This window comes from Streptomyces sp. (assembly GCF_019510245.1).
Lineage (GTDB): Bacteria > Actinomycetota > Actinomycetes > Streptomycetales > Streptomycetaceae > Streptomyces.
Window position 1 is genome coordinate 1 of sequence record NZ_JAEKKT010000073.1, and the last position, 17526, is coordinate 17526.

Here is a 17526-nt window from a genome sequence, read left to right on the forward strand (position 1 = left end):
CCCCACCCCCGTCGGCTCTCGCCCACCCCCGCTCGCACGCCGGACTGTCCCCCACCACCGGCGACGGGGTAGCGTGCGTATCTCAGCCATAAAGCAGAATGGATGGCATAGGTGCGCCCGAGCGCGATCGGACGCGGACGTCGATGCGGCCCACAGGTCCGCTCCGTCCGCCCCACCGCCGGAGGCAACCGCACTCGTGAGACGGCGTAGGAGAGAAGCGATACCTGTGAGCGCAGCGACAACGCGAAGCCGCACCCCCGACCGTCTGTGCGCCGAGGCCGTCGACCTCGCCCGTGGAGCCGCCGAGGAGGCCGCCGCACCGGGGGTGGTCGGCGAGCACGCCGGAACGGTCGCCGAGGGCGATCGCGTGGTCACGCACTTCTTCGAGTGCAAGGAGCTGGGGTACCGCGGCTGGCGCTGGGCGGTGACGGTGGCCCGCGCCTCCCGTGCCAAGGTCGTCACCCTGGACGAGGTGGTCCTCCTCCCCGGTCCCGACGCCCTCCTCGCCCCCGAGTGGGTGCCGTGGAGCGAACGGCTGCGCCCCGGCGACATGGGCCCCGGCGACCTGCTGCCCACCGAGGCCGAGGACCTCCGCCTGGAGCCCGGCTACACCGGCGAGGACGAGCCGGAGCCGAACGCCCCGATCTCGGAGGAGATGGAGGAGCTGGCGGAGGCGGAGGACGCCGAGGTCACCGCAGGCACGCCCGCGCACCTTCCAACGGTCCCCGCCCGGGGCACGATCGCCTCGGTCGCCCAGGAACTCGGCATGCGCCGCGCCCGGGTCCTGTCCCGCTACGGCCTGCACATCGCCGCGGACCGCTGGGAGGAGGCGTACGGCGCCAAGACCCCCATGGCCCAGGCGGCCCCCGCGACCTGCGTGAGCTGCGGCTTCCTCACCCCCATCGGCGGCTCCCTCGGCCAGGCCTTCGGTGTCTGCGCCAACGAGTTCTCCCCGGCCGACGGCCGGGTCGTCTCCCTCTCCTACGGCTGCGGCGGCCACTCCGAGGCCGCGGTCATGCCGAAGCCCCCGGAGGTGGCCCCTCCGGTCATCGACGAGACCCGTGTCGACCCCTTCCCCCTCCGCCCCGCCTCCGACTCCGGTTCGGTCCCCGCGACGGAGGACGAGGCGTCGGCGGAGCTCGGGCACTCGTAGCGGGGCGGCCGTCCCCCCACCCCTCGGATTCCGTGCCGCTCTCGCCCTGTGGAGCGGCAGGCCGTCTGCCGGGGGCGGGGTGGATGCCGGTGAGGACGACGCCGGTGCCGGTGCGGGGTCGAAGACGGTGTACACGGGGACGCCCATCAGGGGGTACTCGCCTACCTTGCTGACCCGGTCGTCGTCCGGTCGGAGTCACCCGCGGACCGGCCGTCCCCGCGGACAGCTCGGTCAGCCGCCGGGCGTCCGGCGCCGGGGCCGGGCGTTTGTTTCTCGGCCAGACGGGCCGGGTGGGCGGACGGGCGACTCCCCGGCGCGCGGTACCTTCTCCTCACGCCGACGAGGAGAGTGAACGTGAGCAAGTTCGTGCGGCCCGCCGCCGAGGGCGCCGACCCCTTCGGCACCGCCCGCCTGCGCCGCGGCGTCCTCGACGCCTGGGCCACCAGCCCCGCCCGGTTCCGGGAGGACGCCAACGCCGAGGAGGACCTGGTCCTCGGGGGGTACCGGGACCGGCTCGTCGTGGAGCTCGCCCAGAACGCGGCCGACGCGGCGGCGCGGGCCGGTGGTCCCGGCCGGCTCCGGCTCACCCTCCGCGACGGCGTCCTGTTCGCCGCCAACACCGGCGCCGCGCTGGACGCGGTCGGTGTCGAGTCCCTCTCCACCCTGCGCGCCTCCGCGAAGCGGGGGGACGGCGAAGGGGCGGTGGGGCGGTTCGGCGTCGGCTTCGCCGCGGTGCTGGCGGTGACCGACGAACCCGCGGTCGTGGGGCGGCACGGCGGGGTGCGCTGGTCCCTCGCCGAGGGACGGGAGCTGGCCGAGGAGACCGCCCGGCACAGCCCGGGGCTGGGAGACGAGATCCGTCGGCGGGACGGACATGTGCCCCTGCTCCGGCTGCCGTTCGCCGCCGAGGGCACCGCCCCGGACCCGTACGACACGGTGGTGATCCTGCCGCTGCGGGACACCGCGGCCGCCGACCTCGCCGAGCGGCTCCTCGACGCCGTGGACGACGCCCTGCTCCTCGCCCTCCCCGGGCTGGAGGAGGTCGTGGTCGAGACCGCCGACACCGTGCGCACCCTGCGCCGCCGCACCGACGGCGCGCTCACCGTCGTGGAGGACTCCCGAGCCGGCACGACCCACTGGCGTACCGTATCCGCGCACGGCCCGCTCACCCCCGACCTGCTCGCCGACCGGCCGGTCGAGGAGCGGCTGCGGCCGCACTGGTCGCTGACCTGGGCCGTGCCCACGGACGGCCAGGGCGCCCCCGACCGGCCGCGCACCGCCCCCGTCGTCCACGCCCCGACCCCCAGCGACGAGCCGCTCGGCGTGCCCGCCCTGCTCATCGCCTCCTTCCCCCTCGACACCACCCGCCGGCACGCCGCCCCGGGCCCGCTCACCGACTTCCTGGTGCAGCGCGCGGCCGACGCGTACGCCGAACTCCTCGCCGACTGGCGGCCGGTGGGAGAGGGGATCATCCACCTGGTGCCCGGCCCGCTCGGCAAGGGCGAGCTGGACGGCGCGCTGCGCCAGGCGATCCTGGAGCGGCTGCCGCGCACCGCGTTCCTGCCGCCCGCCGTCGACACGACGGACGACTCCGACCTTCCGGAGGCGCTGCGGCCGCGCGACGCCGAGATCGTGGAGGGGGCGGGTGCGGAGACCGTCCGGGTCCTGGCCGAGGTGCTGCCCACCCTGCTGCCCGCCGGTCTCGAACGCCGCGTCGAACTACGGACGTTGTCCGTCGCCCGGCTGCCGCTCGCCGACGCCGTCGACCGCCTGGCCGGTCTGGAGAAGGACCCGGAGTGGTGGTGGCGGCTCTACGACAGCCTCGCGGGCGTCGACCCGGACCGGCTCTCCGGCCTGCCGGTGCCCTTGGCAGACGGCCGGACCACCATCGGTCCCCGGCAGGTCCTGCTGCCCACCGCGGACGCGGCCGCCATCGACCCCGAGGTGCTCGCCCGGCTCGGTCTCAAGGTCGCCCACCAGGACGCCGCCCACCCGCTCCTGGAGAAGCTCGGCGCCCTGCCCGCGAGCCCCCGCGCGGTCCTCACCACCCCGCAGGTACGGGCCGCGGTCGCGGCCTCGCTCGACGACGAGGGGGGCGCGCTCTGGGAGGAGGACGCCCCGGACGCCGAGGAGCTCGCGGACACCGTGCTCGCGCTGGTCCGGGACGCCGGACTGGAGCCCGGTGACGAACCCTGGCTGGGCGCGCTGGCCCTCCCCGACGAGGACGGCGAGCTGGCCCCGGCCGGTGAACTGGTCTTCCCCGGCAGCTCCTTCGCCCAGGTGATCCGGCAGGGCGAACTGGCCTCCGTCGACGCCGAGTTGGCCGAGAAGTGGGGCGAGGGACCGCTCGCCGCCTGCGGGGTGCTCGCGAACTTCGCGCTCGTCCGCGCCACCGACGTCGTCCTCGACCCGGACGAACTGGAGCCCCGCGAGGGCGACTTCGCCGAGCCCGACGACGCGGGCCTGCTCGACGCCGTCGACGTCTGGTGCGAGGACATCCTCGACCGCTTCCCGGACACCCCCGTGCCGCCGGTCGCCACCGAACTGATCGCCGTCCGCGACCTCGACCTCGTCGACGAGGACCACTGGCCCGAGGCCCTCGCCCTGCTCGCCCAGCCGCCGCTGCGCGACGCTCTCACCCAGCCGGTCCGCATCCTGCTGCCCGACGGCACGCACGAGGTGGTACGGCCGTACACCGCGTGGTGGCTGCGCGGGCACCCGGTCCTCGACGGCCGCCGCCCCGCCGGTCTGCTGGCGGCCGGCGGTGACCCGCTGCTGCGCGGCCTCTACGAGGAGGCCGACGCGACCGGCTTCGAGGACGAGCAGGTGCTGCGCGCGCTGGGTGTACGGACCTCGGTGGCCGCCCTGCTCGACGAGCCGGGCGGGGCCGCCGAGCTGCTCGACCGCCTCGCCGACCCGGACCGCCCGGTCACCGGCGCCCAACTGCACGCGCTGTACGGCGCGCTGGCCGACCTCGACCCCGAACAGGTGACGCTGCCCGACGAGGTGCGGGCGGTGACCGACGGCCGGGTGGAGGTCGTGGACGCGGCGGACGCGGTGGTCGTCGACTCGCCCGACCTCCTGCCCTTCACCTCCGGTGTCCCCCTGCTCCCCGTAAGGCCGTCCCGGGCCGCCGAGCTGGCCGAGCTGTTCCAGGTGCGGCGGCTGAGCGAGTCGGTGACGGGTTCGGTCGACTCGGAGGGCACGGAGCACGACGTCCCCCAGCCGGTGCACGTCCTGCTCGGCCCGCGCACCCCGCAGACGTACGTCGAGCACGAGGAGCTGGTCGTCGACGGCGTCGAGATCGACTGGCGCCTCACCGGCGACGGCGTCCTGCACGCCGCGACCCTGGAGGGCGTGGCCGCCGGCCTGGCCTGGGCGGCCGGCCAGTGGCCGCGCCGCTTCGAGGTGGCGGCCCTCCTGGAGGACCCGTCCCGGACGGAGGAGCTGGCGCGGGACCGCTGGTTCGACTGAACAGCCGGACGCCAGAACCCGCCACTGGTTCAGCGCAGAACTTTCAAATCCCGTACAACCTTGGTTCTCCGGCGGAGGTCTGATCGGGCGAGTCATTCAGACTCCCCGATCACTTCCATGGGGGAACGCATGCGCACACGCGCCACCGTGGCCGCCGTCTCCGGCGCCCTGGCACTCTCCGCTTTCGCGATGCCGGCAGCGCACGCCGCCGGCGGCTCGTCCTTCGGCACCGATGCGACGAAGCTCTTCGCGGCCGCTCACCAGGCGTCCGGCAAGACCGCGTACACGGCCACCACCGCGGACGACGACGGTCCGTACGCCATGGACGTCACCTTCTCCAACGTGAAGATCGCCAAGGCGGTCAAGGTCGGTACGACGGCGCACGTCGCCACGTCGGTCACCTACACGCTGACCCACGGCGCCGACGTCGACATCACCGCCGCGGACTTCTTCTCGGGCGCCTACATCTACAAGGGCTCCTACGACGAGCCGGCCAACTTCCTGATCGGCGACGACGCTGCGAAGTGCACGGCCACCTCGGCGACCACCGCCAACTGCAAGGGGAACATCGACATCTATCCGGGCGACGGCGAGCTGTTCAACTCCGACGCCGGCCTCTGGCACGCCGGTGCGCTGGCCATCGCGTACAACGGCCAGAACCCGGCCAACGCCAACTTCGACATCACCAAGGTCGGCTACGCCGACCAGGGCGCCCTCGGCAGCACCCAGGTCCAGCGCCTGTCGAGGCTGACGGTGAATGCCGCCCCGGAGCCGGTGAAGAAGGGCAAGACCATCACGGTCACCGGCAAGCTGTCCCGCGCCAACTGGGAGGACGGCAAGTACCACGGCTACACCGGCCAGTCCGTGCGGCTGCAGTTCCGCAAGAAGGGCAGCACCACGTACACCAACGTCAAGGGCATCAAGACGTCCTCGACCGGCACGCTGAAGACGACCACCAAGGCGACGGTGGACGGTTACTACCGCTTCTCCTTCGTCGGCACCGCGACGACCCCGGCGGTCAACGCGACGGGTGACTACGTCGACGTGAAGTAGCAGCACCGGGAGTAATCCCAACGAGACGTAATCCGGTTGCAAAGGAAACAAAATCTGGCCGGATTACGTCTCGCCCGTACAACCTCGCTCCCCCCTCGTGGATCTGATCACCCGAGTCAACAGACTCCCTAGATCACTTGGGCCTCGCGCCCACTGTTCCCACTGGGGAATCCATGCGCATTCGTGCCACCGTGGCCGCCGTCTCCGGCGCCCTGGCCCTCTCCGCCCTCGCAGTCCCGGCCGCACAGGCCGCCGGTGACTCGGGCACGCCGTACACGCTGAACGCCGGCTTCTCCAACGTCTCGATCGCCAAGGCGATCAAGGTCGGCACCTCCGCCGAGGTCACCGTCAAGTACACGTACAAGCTGACCCACGGTGCCGACGTGGACATCACCGCGAAGGACTTCTACACGGACGCCTTCCTCTACAAGGGCTCCTACAGCGACTCGGCCCCCGAGCTGTACGGCGACGCCGACTCGGCCACCTGCACCGCCACCTCCTCGACAACCGCCACCTGCGCCGGGGAGATCAACATCCACCTGGCCGACGGCGACCTGGAGAGCGTCTGGGCCGGCAGCTGGAACGTGGCCGCCGAGGCCGTCGCCTTCAACGGGCAGAGCCTGTCCAACCCCGACCTGAGCAAGGTCGGCTACAAGGACCAGAGCGGCCTCGCCACCACCCTGGTCCAGCGCGCGTCCAAGCTGACCGCCAACGCCGCCCCGGAGCCGGTGAAGAAGGGCAAGACCATCACGGTCACCGGCACCCTGACCCGCGCCAACTGGGACACCGGCAAGTACGCGGGCTACGGGAGCCAGTCGGTCAAGCTCCAGTTCCGCAAGAAGGGCTCCAGCACCTACACCACGCTGAAGACCATCAAGACGTCCTCCACGGGCGCCCTGAAGACGACGACCACCGCGACGGTCGACGGCTACTACCGCTACTCCTTCGCGGGCACCTCGACCACCCCGGCCGTCAGCGCCACGGGCGACTACGTCGACGTGCAGTAAGCCCCTTCAGGGGGCGCGGGGAACTGCGCGACCAGCCCCCACCGGGCCCGCGCGGTTTCCCCACCCGCATCACACCGGATATCTCCGCTCCACCCACTTCCACATAAGCTCCAGCACAGCCGACCCCACCACGGCCAGGCCGACGGCGGTCCACGGCATCGCCACCCCCACCAGCTTCAACGCGAAGAAGCTCTGCAGCGCGGGCACGGCGAGCACGAACACGAAGGCCACGCCCATCGCGGCCACCAGGGCGACGCGCCACCAGGTGTACGGGCGGGCGATGATCGCCAGCACCCACAGCGAGACAAGGAACAGGGTCAGGGTCGCGGCACTGGTCTCGGCGTCCAGGGACCCGGCCCCCGTGTAGTAGTGGCGGGCGATCAGGTACGTCACGAAGGTCGCGACGCCGGCCACCACACCCCCCGGGATCGAGTACCGCATCACCCGGCGGACGAAGTGCGGCTGCGCCCGTTCCCTGTTCGGCGCCAGGGCGAGGAAGAAGGCCGGGATGCCGATGGTCAGGGTCGACAGGAGCGTCAGGTGCCGGGGCAGGAAGGGGTACTCGACCCGCCAGCAGACCACCAGTACCGCGAGCAGCACCGAGTACACGGTCTTGACCAGGAACAGCGTGGCGACCCGGGTGATGTTGCCGATCACCCGCCGCCCCTCGGCCACCACCGAGGGCAGCGTGGCGAAGCTGTTGTTGAGCAGGACGATCTGGGCGACCGCCCGCGTCGCCTCGGAGCCCGAGCCCATCGAGACCCCGATGTCGGCGTCCTTCAGGGCGAGTACGTCGTTCACGCCGTCGCCGGTCATCGCGACCGTGTGCCCGCGCGACTGCAGCGCCCCCACCATGTCCCGCTTCTGCTGCGGGGTGACCCGTCCGAAGACGGTGCCCGAGTCGAGGGCCTCGGCCATCCGGTCCCGCTCGGCGGGCAGCCGGCGCGCGTCCACCGTCGTACCGGTGAGGCCGAGCTTGGCCGCCACGGCACCCACCGACACCGCGTTGTCGCCGGAGATGACCTTCGCGCGGACGTCCTGGTCGGCGAAGTAGCGGAGGGTGTCGGCGGCGTCCGGGCGGAGCCGCTGCTCCAGGACCACCAGCGCGGTGGCTTCGGCGCCCTGCGCCACCCCCGGGTCGTCGAGGTCCCGCCCGGCGCGGGCGAGCAGCAGCACCCGCAGCCCCTGCTCGTTGAGGCGTACGGTTTCGGCCAGTGCCGGGTCGTCGGCGCCGAGGAGCACGTCCGGCGCCCCCAGCAGCCAGGTGCTCAGCTCCCCGTCCCCCTCGCTGAAGGTCGCCCCGCTGTACTTGCGGGCGGAGGAGAAGGGCAGCGACTCCACGCACCGCCAGTCCTCGCTGTCCGGGTAGGCGTCGATGATCGCCTGGAGGGAGGCGTTGGGGCGCGGGTCGGACTCGCCGAGCGAGCCCAGCACCTTGCGCACGTACGTCTCGTCGACGCCGTCCAGCGCCCGCAGCTCGGTGATGTCCATGCCGCCCTCGGTGAGGGTGCCGGTCTTGTCGAGACAGACGGTGTCGATGCGGGCGAGACCCTCGATCGCGGGGAGTTCCTGGACCAGGCACTGCTGGCGGCCGAGCCGGATCACGCCGATCGCGAAGGCGACGGAGGTGAGCAGGACCAGGCCCTCGGGGACCATCGGGACGATGCCGCCGACCGTGCGGGCGACGGCGTCCTTGAGGCCGTTGTTCTTCACGACCAGCTGGGTGGCGACCAGGCCGATCGCGGCCGGGACCATCATCCAGGTCACGTACTTGAGGATGGTCGAGATACCGGAGCGCAGCTCGGAGTGGACGAGCGTGAAGCGGGACGCCTCCTCGGCGAGCTGGGCCGCGTAGGCCTCCCGGCCGACCTTCGCCGCGGCGAACGCGCCACCGCCGGCCACCACGAAGGAGCCGGACATCACCTGGTCGCCGGGGTGTTTGACGACCGGGTCGGCCTCACCGGTGAGCAGCGACTCGTCGATCTCGAGACCGTCGGCCTCCGCGCAGACCCCGTCCACGACGATCTTGTCGCCAGGACCGATCTCGATCAGATCGCCGAGCACGATCTCGCTGGTACTCACTTCGACGGCGGCCCCGTCCCGGCGCACGGTGGGCCGTGACTCGCCTATCACCGCGAGCGAGTCCAGGGTCTTCTTCGCCCGCCACTCCTGCACGATCCCGATGCCCGTGTTGGCGAGGATCACGAAGCCGAACAGGCTGTCCTGGATCGGCGCCACGACCAGCATGATCAGCCACAGCACGCCGATGATCGCGTTGAACCGGGTGAAGACGTTCGCGCGGACGATCTCGCCGAACGAGCGGCTGCTGCGGACCGGTACGTCGTTCACCTGGCCGCGCGCGACTCGCTCCGCGACCTCGGCGGTCGTCAGGCCGGTCGCCCGCGCGGGCGCCGGCAGCGGTACGGGATGCACAGGGTCGAGCTCGGCGCCCGCGTCGATGTGCTGCATGCATTCGACGGTACGTGCGGATTTGCGCGTTCACCTGCCGAGTGCCCGGAAGATCCGACCAGCGGAGGACCGAAGTCGTGCGCAGGTTGTAGACGCCGGGACCCTTTCCCCGTCCTCTGGCTGGCCGGCCTCGTGGTGGTGCCCTACTCGGCCGTCGCCCGGTGCGCCTTGATCGCCGCGTCCCGGCGCTTCACGTAGTACACGCCGATCAGACCGAGGCCGCCACCGGCCAGGCAGGTCCAGATCCACCAGGTGTGGCCGTGGTCGGAGTACCAGCCGTAGAAGGGGAGCTGCGCCAGGAAGAGGACGAACCAGATGATCGTGCCGCCGATGATCGTCGGGACGACAGGGCCCTCAAGGGGCTCCGGTGCCTCGTGCTGGGGGGTCCACTTCGCCATGGCGCTCAGCATACGCATCCCAAGGGTCTACGCGCGGAGATAGCGATCTAGGCATCATACGTTCATACTGAAACCGTTTATGTCTGACCACTTCTTATCGTAGGAACATCCAATGTCAAGCCCGGCTTCCACTCAGGCCCCCGCCCCCGAACAGCCGGGTGCGACCCCCGCGTACGGCGCGCTGGATCGTTACTTCAAGATCTCCGAGCGGGGCAGCACCCTGGCCCGCGAGGTGCGCGGCGGCTTCGCCACGTTCTTCGCGATGGCGTACATCATCGTGCTGAACCCGATCATCCTCGGCAGCGCGAAGGACATGTACGGCCACCAGCTCGACCACGGTCAGCTGGTCACCGCGACGGTCATCACCGCGGCCTTCACGACGCTGCTGATGGGCGTCATCGGCAACGTCCCGATCGCGCTCGCCGCCGGCCTCGGCGTGAACTCGGTCGTCGCGCTCCAGCTGGCCCCCCGGATGTCCTGGCCGGACGCCATGGGCATGGTGGTGCTGGCCGGCATCGTCGTGATGCTGCTGGTCGCCAGCGGTCTGCGCGAGCGCGTGATGAACGCCGTCCCCTACGGCCTGCGCAAGGCGATCTCGATCGGTATCGGCCTGTTCATCATGCTGATCGGTCTGGTGGACTCCGGCTTCGTCACCCGCATCCCGGACGTCGCCCAGACCACCGTCCCGCTCCAGCTCGGCGCCGACGGTCACCTCAACGGCTGGCCGGTGCTCGTCTTCGTGCTCGGCGTGCTGCTGACCCTCGCGCTGATCGTCCGCAAGGTCTCCGGCGCGATCCTGATCTCGATCGTCGCGATGACCGTGCTCGCGCTGGTCATCAACGCCGTCGCGCACGTGACGACGTGGGGCCTGACCGTCCCGAAGTGGCCCGGTAACCCGGCCGCCACCCCGGACTTCGGCCTGCTCGGCAAGGTCAGCCTCTTCGGCGGCTTCGGCAAGGTCGGCGTGCTGACCGGCATCCTCTTCGTCTTCACGGTCCTGCTGTCCTGCTTCTTCGACGCCATGGGCACGATCATGGGCGTCAGCGACGAGGCCAAGCTGACCGACGCCCAGGGCTACATGCCGGGCATCAACAAGGTCCTCTTCATCGACGGTGTCGCGGTCGCGGTCGGCGGTGCCAGCTCGTCCTCCGCCACCACCTGCTTCGTCGAGTCGACGGCCGGAGTCGGCGAGGGCGCCCGCACCGGCTTCGCCAACGTCATCACCGGCGGCCTGTTCACCGTGGCGCTCTTCCTCACCCCCGTCGCCACGATGGTCCCGTCGCAGGCGGCCACCCCGGCGCTGTTCGCGGTCGGCTTCCTGATCCTGGCCGGGTCGATCAAGGAGATCGACTGGGCTGACCACACGCTCGCGATCCCGGCCTTCGTGACCATGGTCATGATGCCGTTCACCTACTCGATCACGAACGGCATCGGCATGGGCTTCATCACCTTCGTGGTGCTGCGCCTGGCCGCCGGCCGGGCCAGGGAGATCCCGGTCGCGATGTACGTGGTCTCGGCGGTGTTCGCCTTCTACTACCTGATGCCGGCCCTCGGCCTCACGTGACCTCCCGGGGTCAGGTGACCTTCACCTGGTCGCCGTAGAACCTCTCCGTCTCCTCGACGGCGGCCGAGAACCGTTCGTCGAAGTCGTCCCGAATGAGCGTCCGGACCACGTAGTCCTGGACGCTCATTCCTCTTTTCGCCGCATGGCACCGGAGCCGTTCGAGCAGCTCCCCGTCTATGCGCAGGCTGAGCACACTGGTCCCCATGCATACGAGGGCGCCACATCCGTGCGCCCGGTGCGTCACTTTCCGGATCCAGCTCACTCGTAAGGGTGATGCGATGTTTTCTGGGGGGTGCCCCCGGACCCCCGGGTTCAGTGGCCGAGGTCACGGGCATATCGGCGCGCCGGAGTGGTCTTTAGGCAGAGTAATGAGTTACTCTAAGGAACATGCCGGACCTTACCCATGGCGACGACGCGGCCGCCGTGAACTCCCTCCGCTCCGCCGTGATGCGACTCTCGCGACGGCTGAAGCACCAGCGGGTCGACGAGTCACTGAGCCCCACCGAGATGTCGGTGCTGGGCACCCTCTCCAACTGCGGCCAGGCCACCCCCGGTGAGCTGGCCCGCAAGGAGCACGTCCAGCCGCCCTCGATGACCCGCATCGTGGCGCTGCTGGAGGCCAAGGGCCTGGTCCGGCTGGAGCCGCACCCCGAGGACCGGCGCCAGAAGGTCGTCACCAGGACCGAACAGGCCGAGGCGATGCTCGAGGAGAGCCGCGCCAAGCGCAACGCGTTCCTGGCCGGCCTGGTCGACGGCCTCGACGAGGACGAGTGGGCGAAACTCCGCGCCGCCGCCCCCGTGCTGGAGAAGCTCGCACACCTGTAACAGCCGCCGAGAGAAGGAGGAGGCGAATCCGTTTGAGTACGGGACCCGGAACACCTTCCGCCCCCGCACCGACCGCCCCTACCACCCCCGCAGCCCGTAAGTCCTCGATGTTCAGCTCGCTGAAGGTCAGGAACTACCGGCTGTTCTTCGCCGGCCAGGTCGTCTCGAACATAGGCACCTGGATGCAGCGCATCGCGCAGGACTGGCTGGTCCTCAGCCTCACCGGCTCCGCGACCGCCGTCGGTGTCACCACCGCCCTGCAGTTCCTGCCGATGCTGCTCTTCGGCCTCTACGGCGGGGTCCTGGTCGACCGCCTCAACAAGCGGCGCGCCCTCCTCGTCACCCAGACCTCGATGGCCCTGACCGGCATCGCGCTGGCCCTGCTGACCCTCTCCGGACACGTCCAGGTCTGGCACGTCTACCTCGCCGCCTTCGCCGTCGGCCTCGCCACGGTCGTCGACAACCCGGCCCGCCAGTCCTTCGTCTCCGAGATGGTCGGCCCGGACCAGCTGCAGAACGCGGTCAGCCTGAACTCCGCGAACTTCCAGTCCGCCCGCCTGGTCGGTCCGGCCGTCGCCGGCCTCATGATCACCGGCGTGGGCACCGGCTGGGCGTTCCTCTTCAACGGCCTGTCCTTCGTGGCCCCCCTCGTCGGCCTGCTGCTCATGCGCGCACGTGACCTGCACGTCGTCCGGCGCACCCCGAAGGGGAAGGGCCAGCTCAGAGAGGGCCTGCGCTATGTCGCCGGCCGCCCGGACCTGACCTGGACCATCATCCTGGTCGGGTTCATCGGCACCTTCGGCTTCAACTTCCCCGTCTACCTCTCCGCCTTCGCGGACGACGTCTTCCACGCGGGCGCCGGCTCCTACAGCCTCTTCAACACCCTGATGGCGGCCGGCTCCCTGGCCGGTGCCCTGCTCGCGGCCAGACGCGGCACGGCCAAGATGCGCGTGATGCTCGCGGCGGCGGTCGCCTTCGGCGGCCTGGAACTGGTGGCCGCGACCGCCCCCTCCCTCTGGCTCTTCTCCCTGCTCATGGTGCCGATCGGCATGTTCGGCATGACGGTCAACGTCACCGCCAACACCACCGTCCAGATGGGCACCGACCCGGCCATGCGGGGCCGGGTGATGGCCCTCTACATGATGGTGTTCATGGGCGGCTCACCCATCGGCGCGCCCATCGCCGGCTGGATCACGGACACCTACGGCGTCCGGGCGGGCCTCGCCGTCGGCGGTGCGATCGCCGCGGCCGCGGCGATCGTCATCGGCCTCGTCCTCGCCCGGGCCGGCAACCTGCGCCTGTCGGTCGGCTGGCACGGCGGCCACCCCCGGGTCCGCTTCGTCCCGAGAGAGCAGCAGGAAGAGCTCGCACCGGCCGTGTGAGACCCCGCACCCACCCGGTGACCGGCCCGGAGGCGCACCGCGACTACAGCCTCCGGGCCAGTACCTGTCCCGGCCAGCCGTCGTCGCCCGGCACGCTGACGGTGAAGGTCTCGGTCGGGGTGAAGCCGTTGCGCTCGTAGAAGGCGACCAGCTTGCGGTCGTCGCCCGCGTAGCAGTCGACCCGCAGCAGCGAGATCCCGGCCCGGCTGGTCTCCGCGGCCGCGTGGGCGAGCAGCGCGGCGCCGGTGCCGGAGCCCTTGAACCTGCGGTCCGAGGCCAGGATGTGGATGTACCGCTCGGGCTCGGCCACGGGCGCGAGATAGGGGCCGGGCGCGTCGGTCAGGGTGAGGGTGGCGGCCGGGACGCCGTCGTACTCGGCGATGTACGGGCTGCCCTCGGCGAAGTACCGGGTGATCATCTCCACCGCCTTCGGATTCTCCGACCAGGGTGTCGTCCCCCACTGGCGGGTCCGCCCCTGGGAGACCAGCCACGCCACGGCGCTGTCGAACATCCCGAGGACCACCGGGATGTCGTCGACACGGCCGTCCCGGATCCTGATCTTCCCGTTCGTCTCCGTGCGCTCCGTGCTCTCTCTGTTCTCCATGCAGCGATTCACGCCGCCGTACGTCCCGCGCGCAATCGTTTTTTTGGCAGGGTTGCCTCCATGAGACTCTTCGCAGCCGTGCTGCCCCCACCCGAGGTGGCCGCCGAACTCGCCGCCGAGGTCGACCGGTTGAAGCGGCTGCCCGGCGCGCAGGCGCTGCGCTGGACCGGCGGCCCCGGCTGGCACTACACCCTCGCGTTCTACGGCGAGGTCGACGACGACGTCGTACCGGACCTGTCGGAGCGCCTCGCCCGCGCCGCCCACCGCACCCCGCCCTTCCCGCTGGCCGTCGCGGGCGGCGGGCAGTTCGGACACGGCAGGGCCCTGTGGGCGGGGGCCGACGGCGACCTGGACACCCTCCGCCTGCTGGCCGACCGCGCGGAGGCGGCGGCCCGGAAGGCGGGCCTGCCGATGGGGGAGCACCGCCGCTACAAGGCCCACCTGACGGTGGCCCGCAGCCGGGACGCGGTGCAGGTACGGCCGTACGTCGACCTGCTCGCGGAGTTCGCGAGCCGGACCTGGACGGTCGGGGAGCTGGCGCTGGTGCGGAGCAACCTGCCGACCTCGGGGGTGCCGGGGGAGCAGCCGCGGTACGAGGTGGTCGGCCGCTGGGAGCTCGGAGCGGCCGGTTAGGCTCGTTGCCGTGGACCCGAAGACCAGGAACCGGATCATGGCCGGTGCGCTCGTGTTGTTGTTCGTGGTGGTTGCCGTGGCCTCTGCGATGAGGTGAGGGCCGGGGAACTGCGGTCGGCCGTTCGTCGTCGGCTGCGGGCCGTCTGTGGCTGGTCGCGCAGTTCCCCGCGCCCCTGACGGGGCGCTCACCCTGACGGAACTACCAGGCGAAGGCCTCCGGGGCGGGGCCCGGCCCCGGGAAGATCTCGTCGAGGCCTTCCAGGAGTTCCGTGCTCAGCTCCAGCTCCACGGCCCGCAGCGCCGACTCCAGCTGCTCGGCGGTGCGGGGGCCGACGATCGGGCCGGTCACCCCCGGACGCGTGAGCAGCCAGGCCAGGGCGGCCTCGCCCGGCTCCACGCCGTGCTTGTCCAGCAGGTCCTCGTAGGCCTGGATCTGGGCGCGGATGGTGGTGTTGGCGAGGGAGTCGGCGGCCCGGCCACTCGCCCGGCGCCCGCCCTCGACCTCCTTCTTGATCACACCGCCGAGCAGCCCGCCGTGCAGCGGCGACCAGGGGATGACCCCGAGGCCGTACTCCTGCGCGGCCGGGATGACCTCCATCTCGGCCCGGCGCTCGGCGAGGTTGTAGAGGCACTGCTCGCTGACCAGCCCGATGGTCCCGCCGCGCCGGGCGGCGATCTCGTTGGCCTGGGCGATCTTGTAGCCGGGGAAGTTCGAGGACCCGACGTAGAGGATCTTGCCCTGGGCGACCAGGGTATCGATCGCCTGCCAGATCTCCTCGAAGGGGGTCCGCCGGTCGACGTGGTGGAACTGGTAGACGTCGATGTAGTCGGTCTGCAGCCGCCTGAGGCTGGCGTCGACCGCGCGCCGGATGTTCAGCGCGGAGAGCTTGTCGTGGTTGGGCCAGGCGTCGCCGTCGGCGGCCATGTTGCCGTACACCTTGGTGGCGAGCACGACCTTGTCGCGCCGCTCGCCGCCCTTGGCGAACCAGTTGCCGATGATCGATTCGGTACGGCCCTTGTTCTCGCCCCACCCGTACACGTTGGCGGTGTCGAAGAAGTTGATGCCGGCGCCGAGGGCCGCGTCCATGATCGCGTGGCTGTCGGCCTCGTCGGTCTGCGGGCCGAAGTTCATGGTGCCGAGGACGAGTCGGCTGACCTTGAGTCCGGTACGTCCGAGCTGCGTGTACTTCATGGTCACCCAGCCAACGGCGTGGAGTGCGCTCTAGGCAAGGCCTGGCCGCTCGCGTTCGGGTGCGTGCCGTCGTAGGTGTCCGTGCGGATGTCGTACGACTCCGGCGGCGCGGCCATGAGGACCGGGGAGCGGGGCTCGTCCAGGTCGGCCGCCGCCTTCGCCAGGAGCTCGTTGAAGAGGACCACCTGTTCCGCGAACGGCTCGTCCGTCGTCGCGCGGACGTTCGGGATCACCGGCAGCAGCACCAGGTGGATGCCCGCGTTGGCCTGCCGCGCCGCCGCGACGAAGGACCGTGCGTTCGCCGCCGTCTGCTCCGCGTTCGTGTAGAAGCCCAGGTCGATCAGGCCGAGGGAGACGAGGAGGACGTCGGCGCGGCAGGAGCGCACCGCCTCCTTGATCAGCGGCACCATGTGCAGCCAGCCCTCGCCCCAGCCGGCCAGGTGGCCGCGGGGGAAGCCGGGGTCGGCGTAGGCGTACGAGGTGGGCGCCTCGGCCACCTTGTCGTACAGCGTCTCGCGCGGACCGACCAGCGTGAACGGGCCGCCGTACGTCTCGCACAGGTGCTGCCACATGCGGTACCGCCATGTGTGCTCGCCCGCGCTGCCGATCGTCATCGAGTCCCCGACGGGCATGAACCTGAGCATCCGCTCATGATGGACGATCAGCGGGAGCGGCGGGGTGTGAGGACCGACACGTCCGCCGCGTTCGCACACAGCGCGGGATGGCAGGCTTGGGCCCATGCGTCCACGATCGCTCGCCCTCCTCGCCGGTGTCCTGCTCACGGGTGCCCTCGCCGCCGCACCCGCCTCGGCCGCCGACGGCGCCGGCGCCGGAACCGGTGACAAGGGATTCACGATCAAGGACCCGCGCATCGCCGAGTCCAGCGGTCTCGCCGCCTCCCACCTGCACCCCGGCATCTACTGGACGCACAACGACAGCGGCGACGGCCCGTACATCTACGCCGTCGACAGCGCGACCGGCAGGACCGTCGCGAGGATCACACTCAGCGGGGTCGGCACGCCCCGGGACGTCGAGGCCATCTCCATCGGCCCCGACAACCAGATCTACGTCGGCGACATCGGCGACAACCTCGACGGCAGCTGGCCCTACGTCTGGATCTACCGGCTGCCCGAGCCGAAGAAGCTGGTCGACCAGACCGTCCGGGCCACGCAGTACGTCGTCAAGTACGCGAACGGCGCCCGCAACGCCGAGTCGCTCGTCGTGCACCCCAAGACCGGGCGGGTGTACATCATCGACAAGAAGGAGGACGGCGGGCACCTGTACGAGGGCCCGGCGACCCTCTCCCCGAGCGGTACGAACATCTTCAGGCCCGTCGCCGCCGTCGACCTCTGGGCCACCGACGCCGCGTTCTCGCCCGACGGCACGCAGCTCGCCGTACGCGGCTACTTCGGCGGCATCTACTACGACTGGAACGGCGGGAAGATCAAGCGGGAGGGGCGGCTCGACGTCCCGCTCCAGAAGCAGGGCGAGTCGATCACCTACTCCGCCGACGGCACCAGGCTGATGTACGGGAGCGAGGGTGCCGACAGCCCGGTGCAGGCCGAGGACGTGCCGGGCGGGTCGGGCAAGGCGTCGCCGTCGGGCGGCGGCGGTTCGGCGGCCGGGAGCGACGGCGGGAGCTCCCCGAGCGCCGGGGCCAAGGTCGGTGCCGTCGCCGTCGGGGTCGCCGTGCTCGCCCTCCTGGGGCTGCGGCGGCTGCGGCGCCCGTCCGCGCGCCGGCACTGAGCGGGCGCACGGCCGCCCGCCGGACG

The 17526-nt window shown here is 71.3% G+C and carries 15 protein-coding genes; 9 read left to right on the forward strand and 6 right to left on the reverse strand.

Translation table 11 applies throughout. The features are described from left to right. Nucleotides 1-226: 226 nt before the first annotated feature. The 4 genes from JF597_RS04240 to JF597_RS04255 all read left to right on the forward strand — a co-directional run bounded on the left by JF597_RS04240 (nt 227) and on the right by JF597_RS04255 (nt 6687). On the forward strand, nt 227-1153 hold the full coding sequence (locus tag JF597_RS04240; RefSeq protein WP_293989020.1) for a DUF3027 domain-containing protein: 927 nt from the start codon (nt 227-229) through the stop codon (nt 1151-1153). A 354-nt stretch (nt 1154-1507) separates the two neighbouring features. Further along, nucleotides 1508-4627, forward strand: a complete 3120-nt coding sequence (locus tag JF597_RS04245) for a molecular chaperone Hsp90 (protein WP_293989023.1) — start codon at nt 1508-1510, stop codon at nt 4625-4627. 129 nt (nt 4628-4756) lie between these two features. After that, nucleotides 4757-5680, forward strand: coding sequence for a hypothetical protein (locus tag JF597_RS04250; protein WP_293989026.1), 924 nt, complete (start codon nt 4757-4759; stop codon nt 5678-5680). 173 nt (nt 5681-5853) lie between these two features. Next, nucleotides 5854-6687, forward strand: a complete 834-nt coding sequence (locus JF597_RS04255) for a hypothetical protein (protein WP_293989029.1) — start codon at nt 5854-5856, stop codon at nt 6685-6687. Between the two features lie 69 nt (nt 6688-6756). On the opposite strand, the gene JF597_RS04260 is transcribed toward JF597_RS04255, so the two are convergent. Both JF597_RS04260 and JF597_RS04265 read right to left on the reverse strand, forming a co-directional pair. Continuing rightward, nucleotides 6757-9156 carry a cation-translocating P-type ATPase gene (locus tag JF597_RS04260; RefSeq protein ID WP_293989031.1) on the reverse strand — a complete coding sequence of 800 codons (2400 nt, stop codon included), beginning with the start codon at nt 9154-9156 and terminating at the stop codon, nt 6757-6759. Between the two features lie 143 nt (nt 9157-9299). Then, the gene (locus tag JF597_RS04265) at nt 9300-9554 is read right to left on the reverse strand and encodes a DUF2530 domain-containing protein (protein ID WP_293989033.1); all 255 of its coding nucleotides are present in this window, start codon (nt 9552-9554) and stop codon (nt 9300-9302) included. A 112-nt stretch (nt 9555-9666) separates the two neighbouring features. Here JF597_RS04265 and JF597_RS04270 point away from each other — a divergent pair, with 112 nt between their 5' ends. Beyond that, nucleotides 9667-11118 carry an NCS2 family permease gene (locus tag JF597_RS04270; RefSeq protein ID WP_293989035.1) on the forward strand — a complete coding sequence of 484 codons (1452 nt, stop codon included), beginning with the start codon at nt 9667-9669 and terminating at the stop codon, nt 11116-11118. 10 nt (nt 11119-11128) lie between these two features. On the opposite strand, the gene JF597_RS04275 is transcribed toward JF597_RS04270, so the two are convergent. Then, the gene (locus JF597_RS04275) at nt 11129-11323 is read right to left on the reverse strand and encodes a ribbon-helix-helix protein, CopG family (protein ID WP_293989037.1); all 195 of its coding nucleotides are present in this window, start codon (nt 11321-11323) and stop codon (nt 11129-11131) included. A gap of 182 nt (nt 11324-11505) precedes the next feature. Between JF597_RS04275 and JF597_RS04280 the strand changes: the two genes are divergently transcribed. Continuing rightward, a complete protein-coding gene (locus tag JF597_RS04280) occupies nt 11506-11943 on the forward strand; it encodes a MarR family transcriptional regulator (protein ID WP_189264283.1) in 438 nt (145 codons plus the stop codon). A gap of 32 nt (nt 11944-11975) precedes the next feature. Further along, nucleotides 11976-13325: an MFS transporter gene (locus tag JF597_RS04285; protein WP_293989044.1), complete on the forward strand. Its 1350-nt coding sequence runs from the start codon at nt 11976-11978 to the stop codon at nt 13323-13325. A 43-nt stretch (nt 13326-13368) separates the two neighbouring features. On the opposite strand, the gene JF597_RS04290 is transcribed toward JF597_RS04285, so the two are convergent. Beyond that, nucleotides 13369-13929, reverse strand: coding sequence for a GNAT family N-acetyltransferase (locus tag JF597_RS04290; RefSeq protein WP_293989047.1), 561 nt, complete (start codon nt 13927-13929; stop codon nt 13369-13371). Nucleotides 13930-13989: 60 nt separating this feature from the next. Here JF597_RS04290 and thpR point away from each other — a divergent pair, with 60 nt between their 5' ends. Then, entirely contained in the window at nt 13990-14562 is a 573-nt protein-coding gene (gene thpR / locus JF597_RS04295; RefSeq protein WP_293989049.1) for an RNA 2',3'-cyclic phosphodiesterase, read from the forward strand. 199 nt (nt 14563-14761) lie between these two features. Here the strand turns inward: thpR and JF597_RS04300 are convergent, their stop codons facing one another. After that, nucleotides 14762-15754, reverse strand: coding sequence for an aldo/keto reductase (locus tag JF597_RS04300; RefSeq protein ID WP_293989052.1), 993 nt, complete (start codon nt 15752-15754; stop codon nt 14762-14764). A gap of 2 nt (nt 15755-15756) precedes the next feature. After that, nucleotides 15757-16398: a GDSL-type esterase/lipase family protein gene (locus tag JF597_RS04305; protein WP_293989055.1), complete on the reverse strand. Its 642-nt coding sequence runs from the start codon at nt 16396-16398 to the stop codon at nt 15757-15759. A 94-nt stretch (nt 16399-16492) separates the two neighbouring features. Between JF597_RS04305 and JF597_RS04310 the strand changes: the two genes are divergently transcribed. After that, entirely contained in the window at nt 16493-17500 is a 1008-nt protein-coding gene (locus tag JF597_RS04310) for a WD40 repeat domain-containing protein (protein WP_293989057.1), read from the forward strand. The last annotated feature ends 26 nt before the right edge of the window (nt 17501-17526 follow it).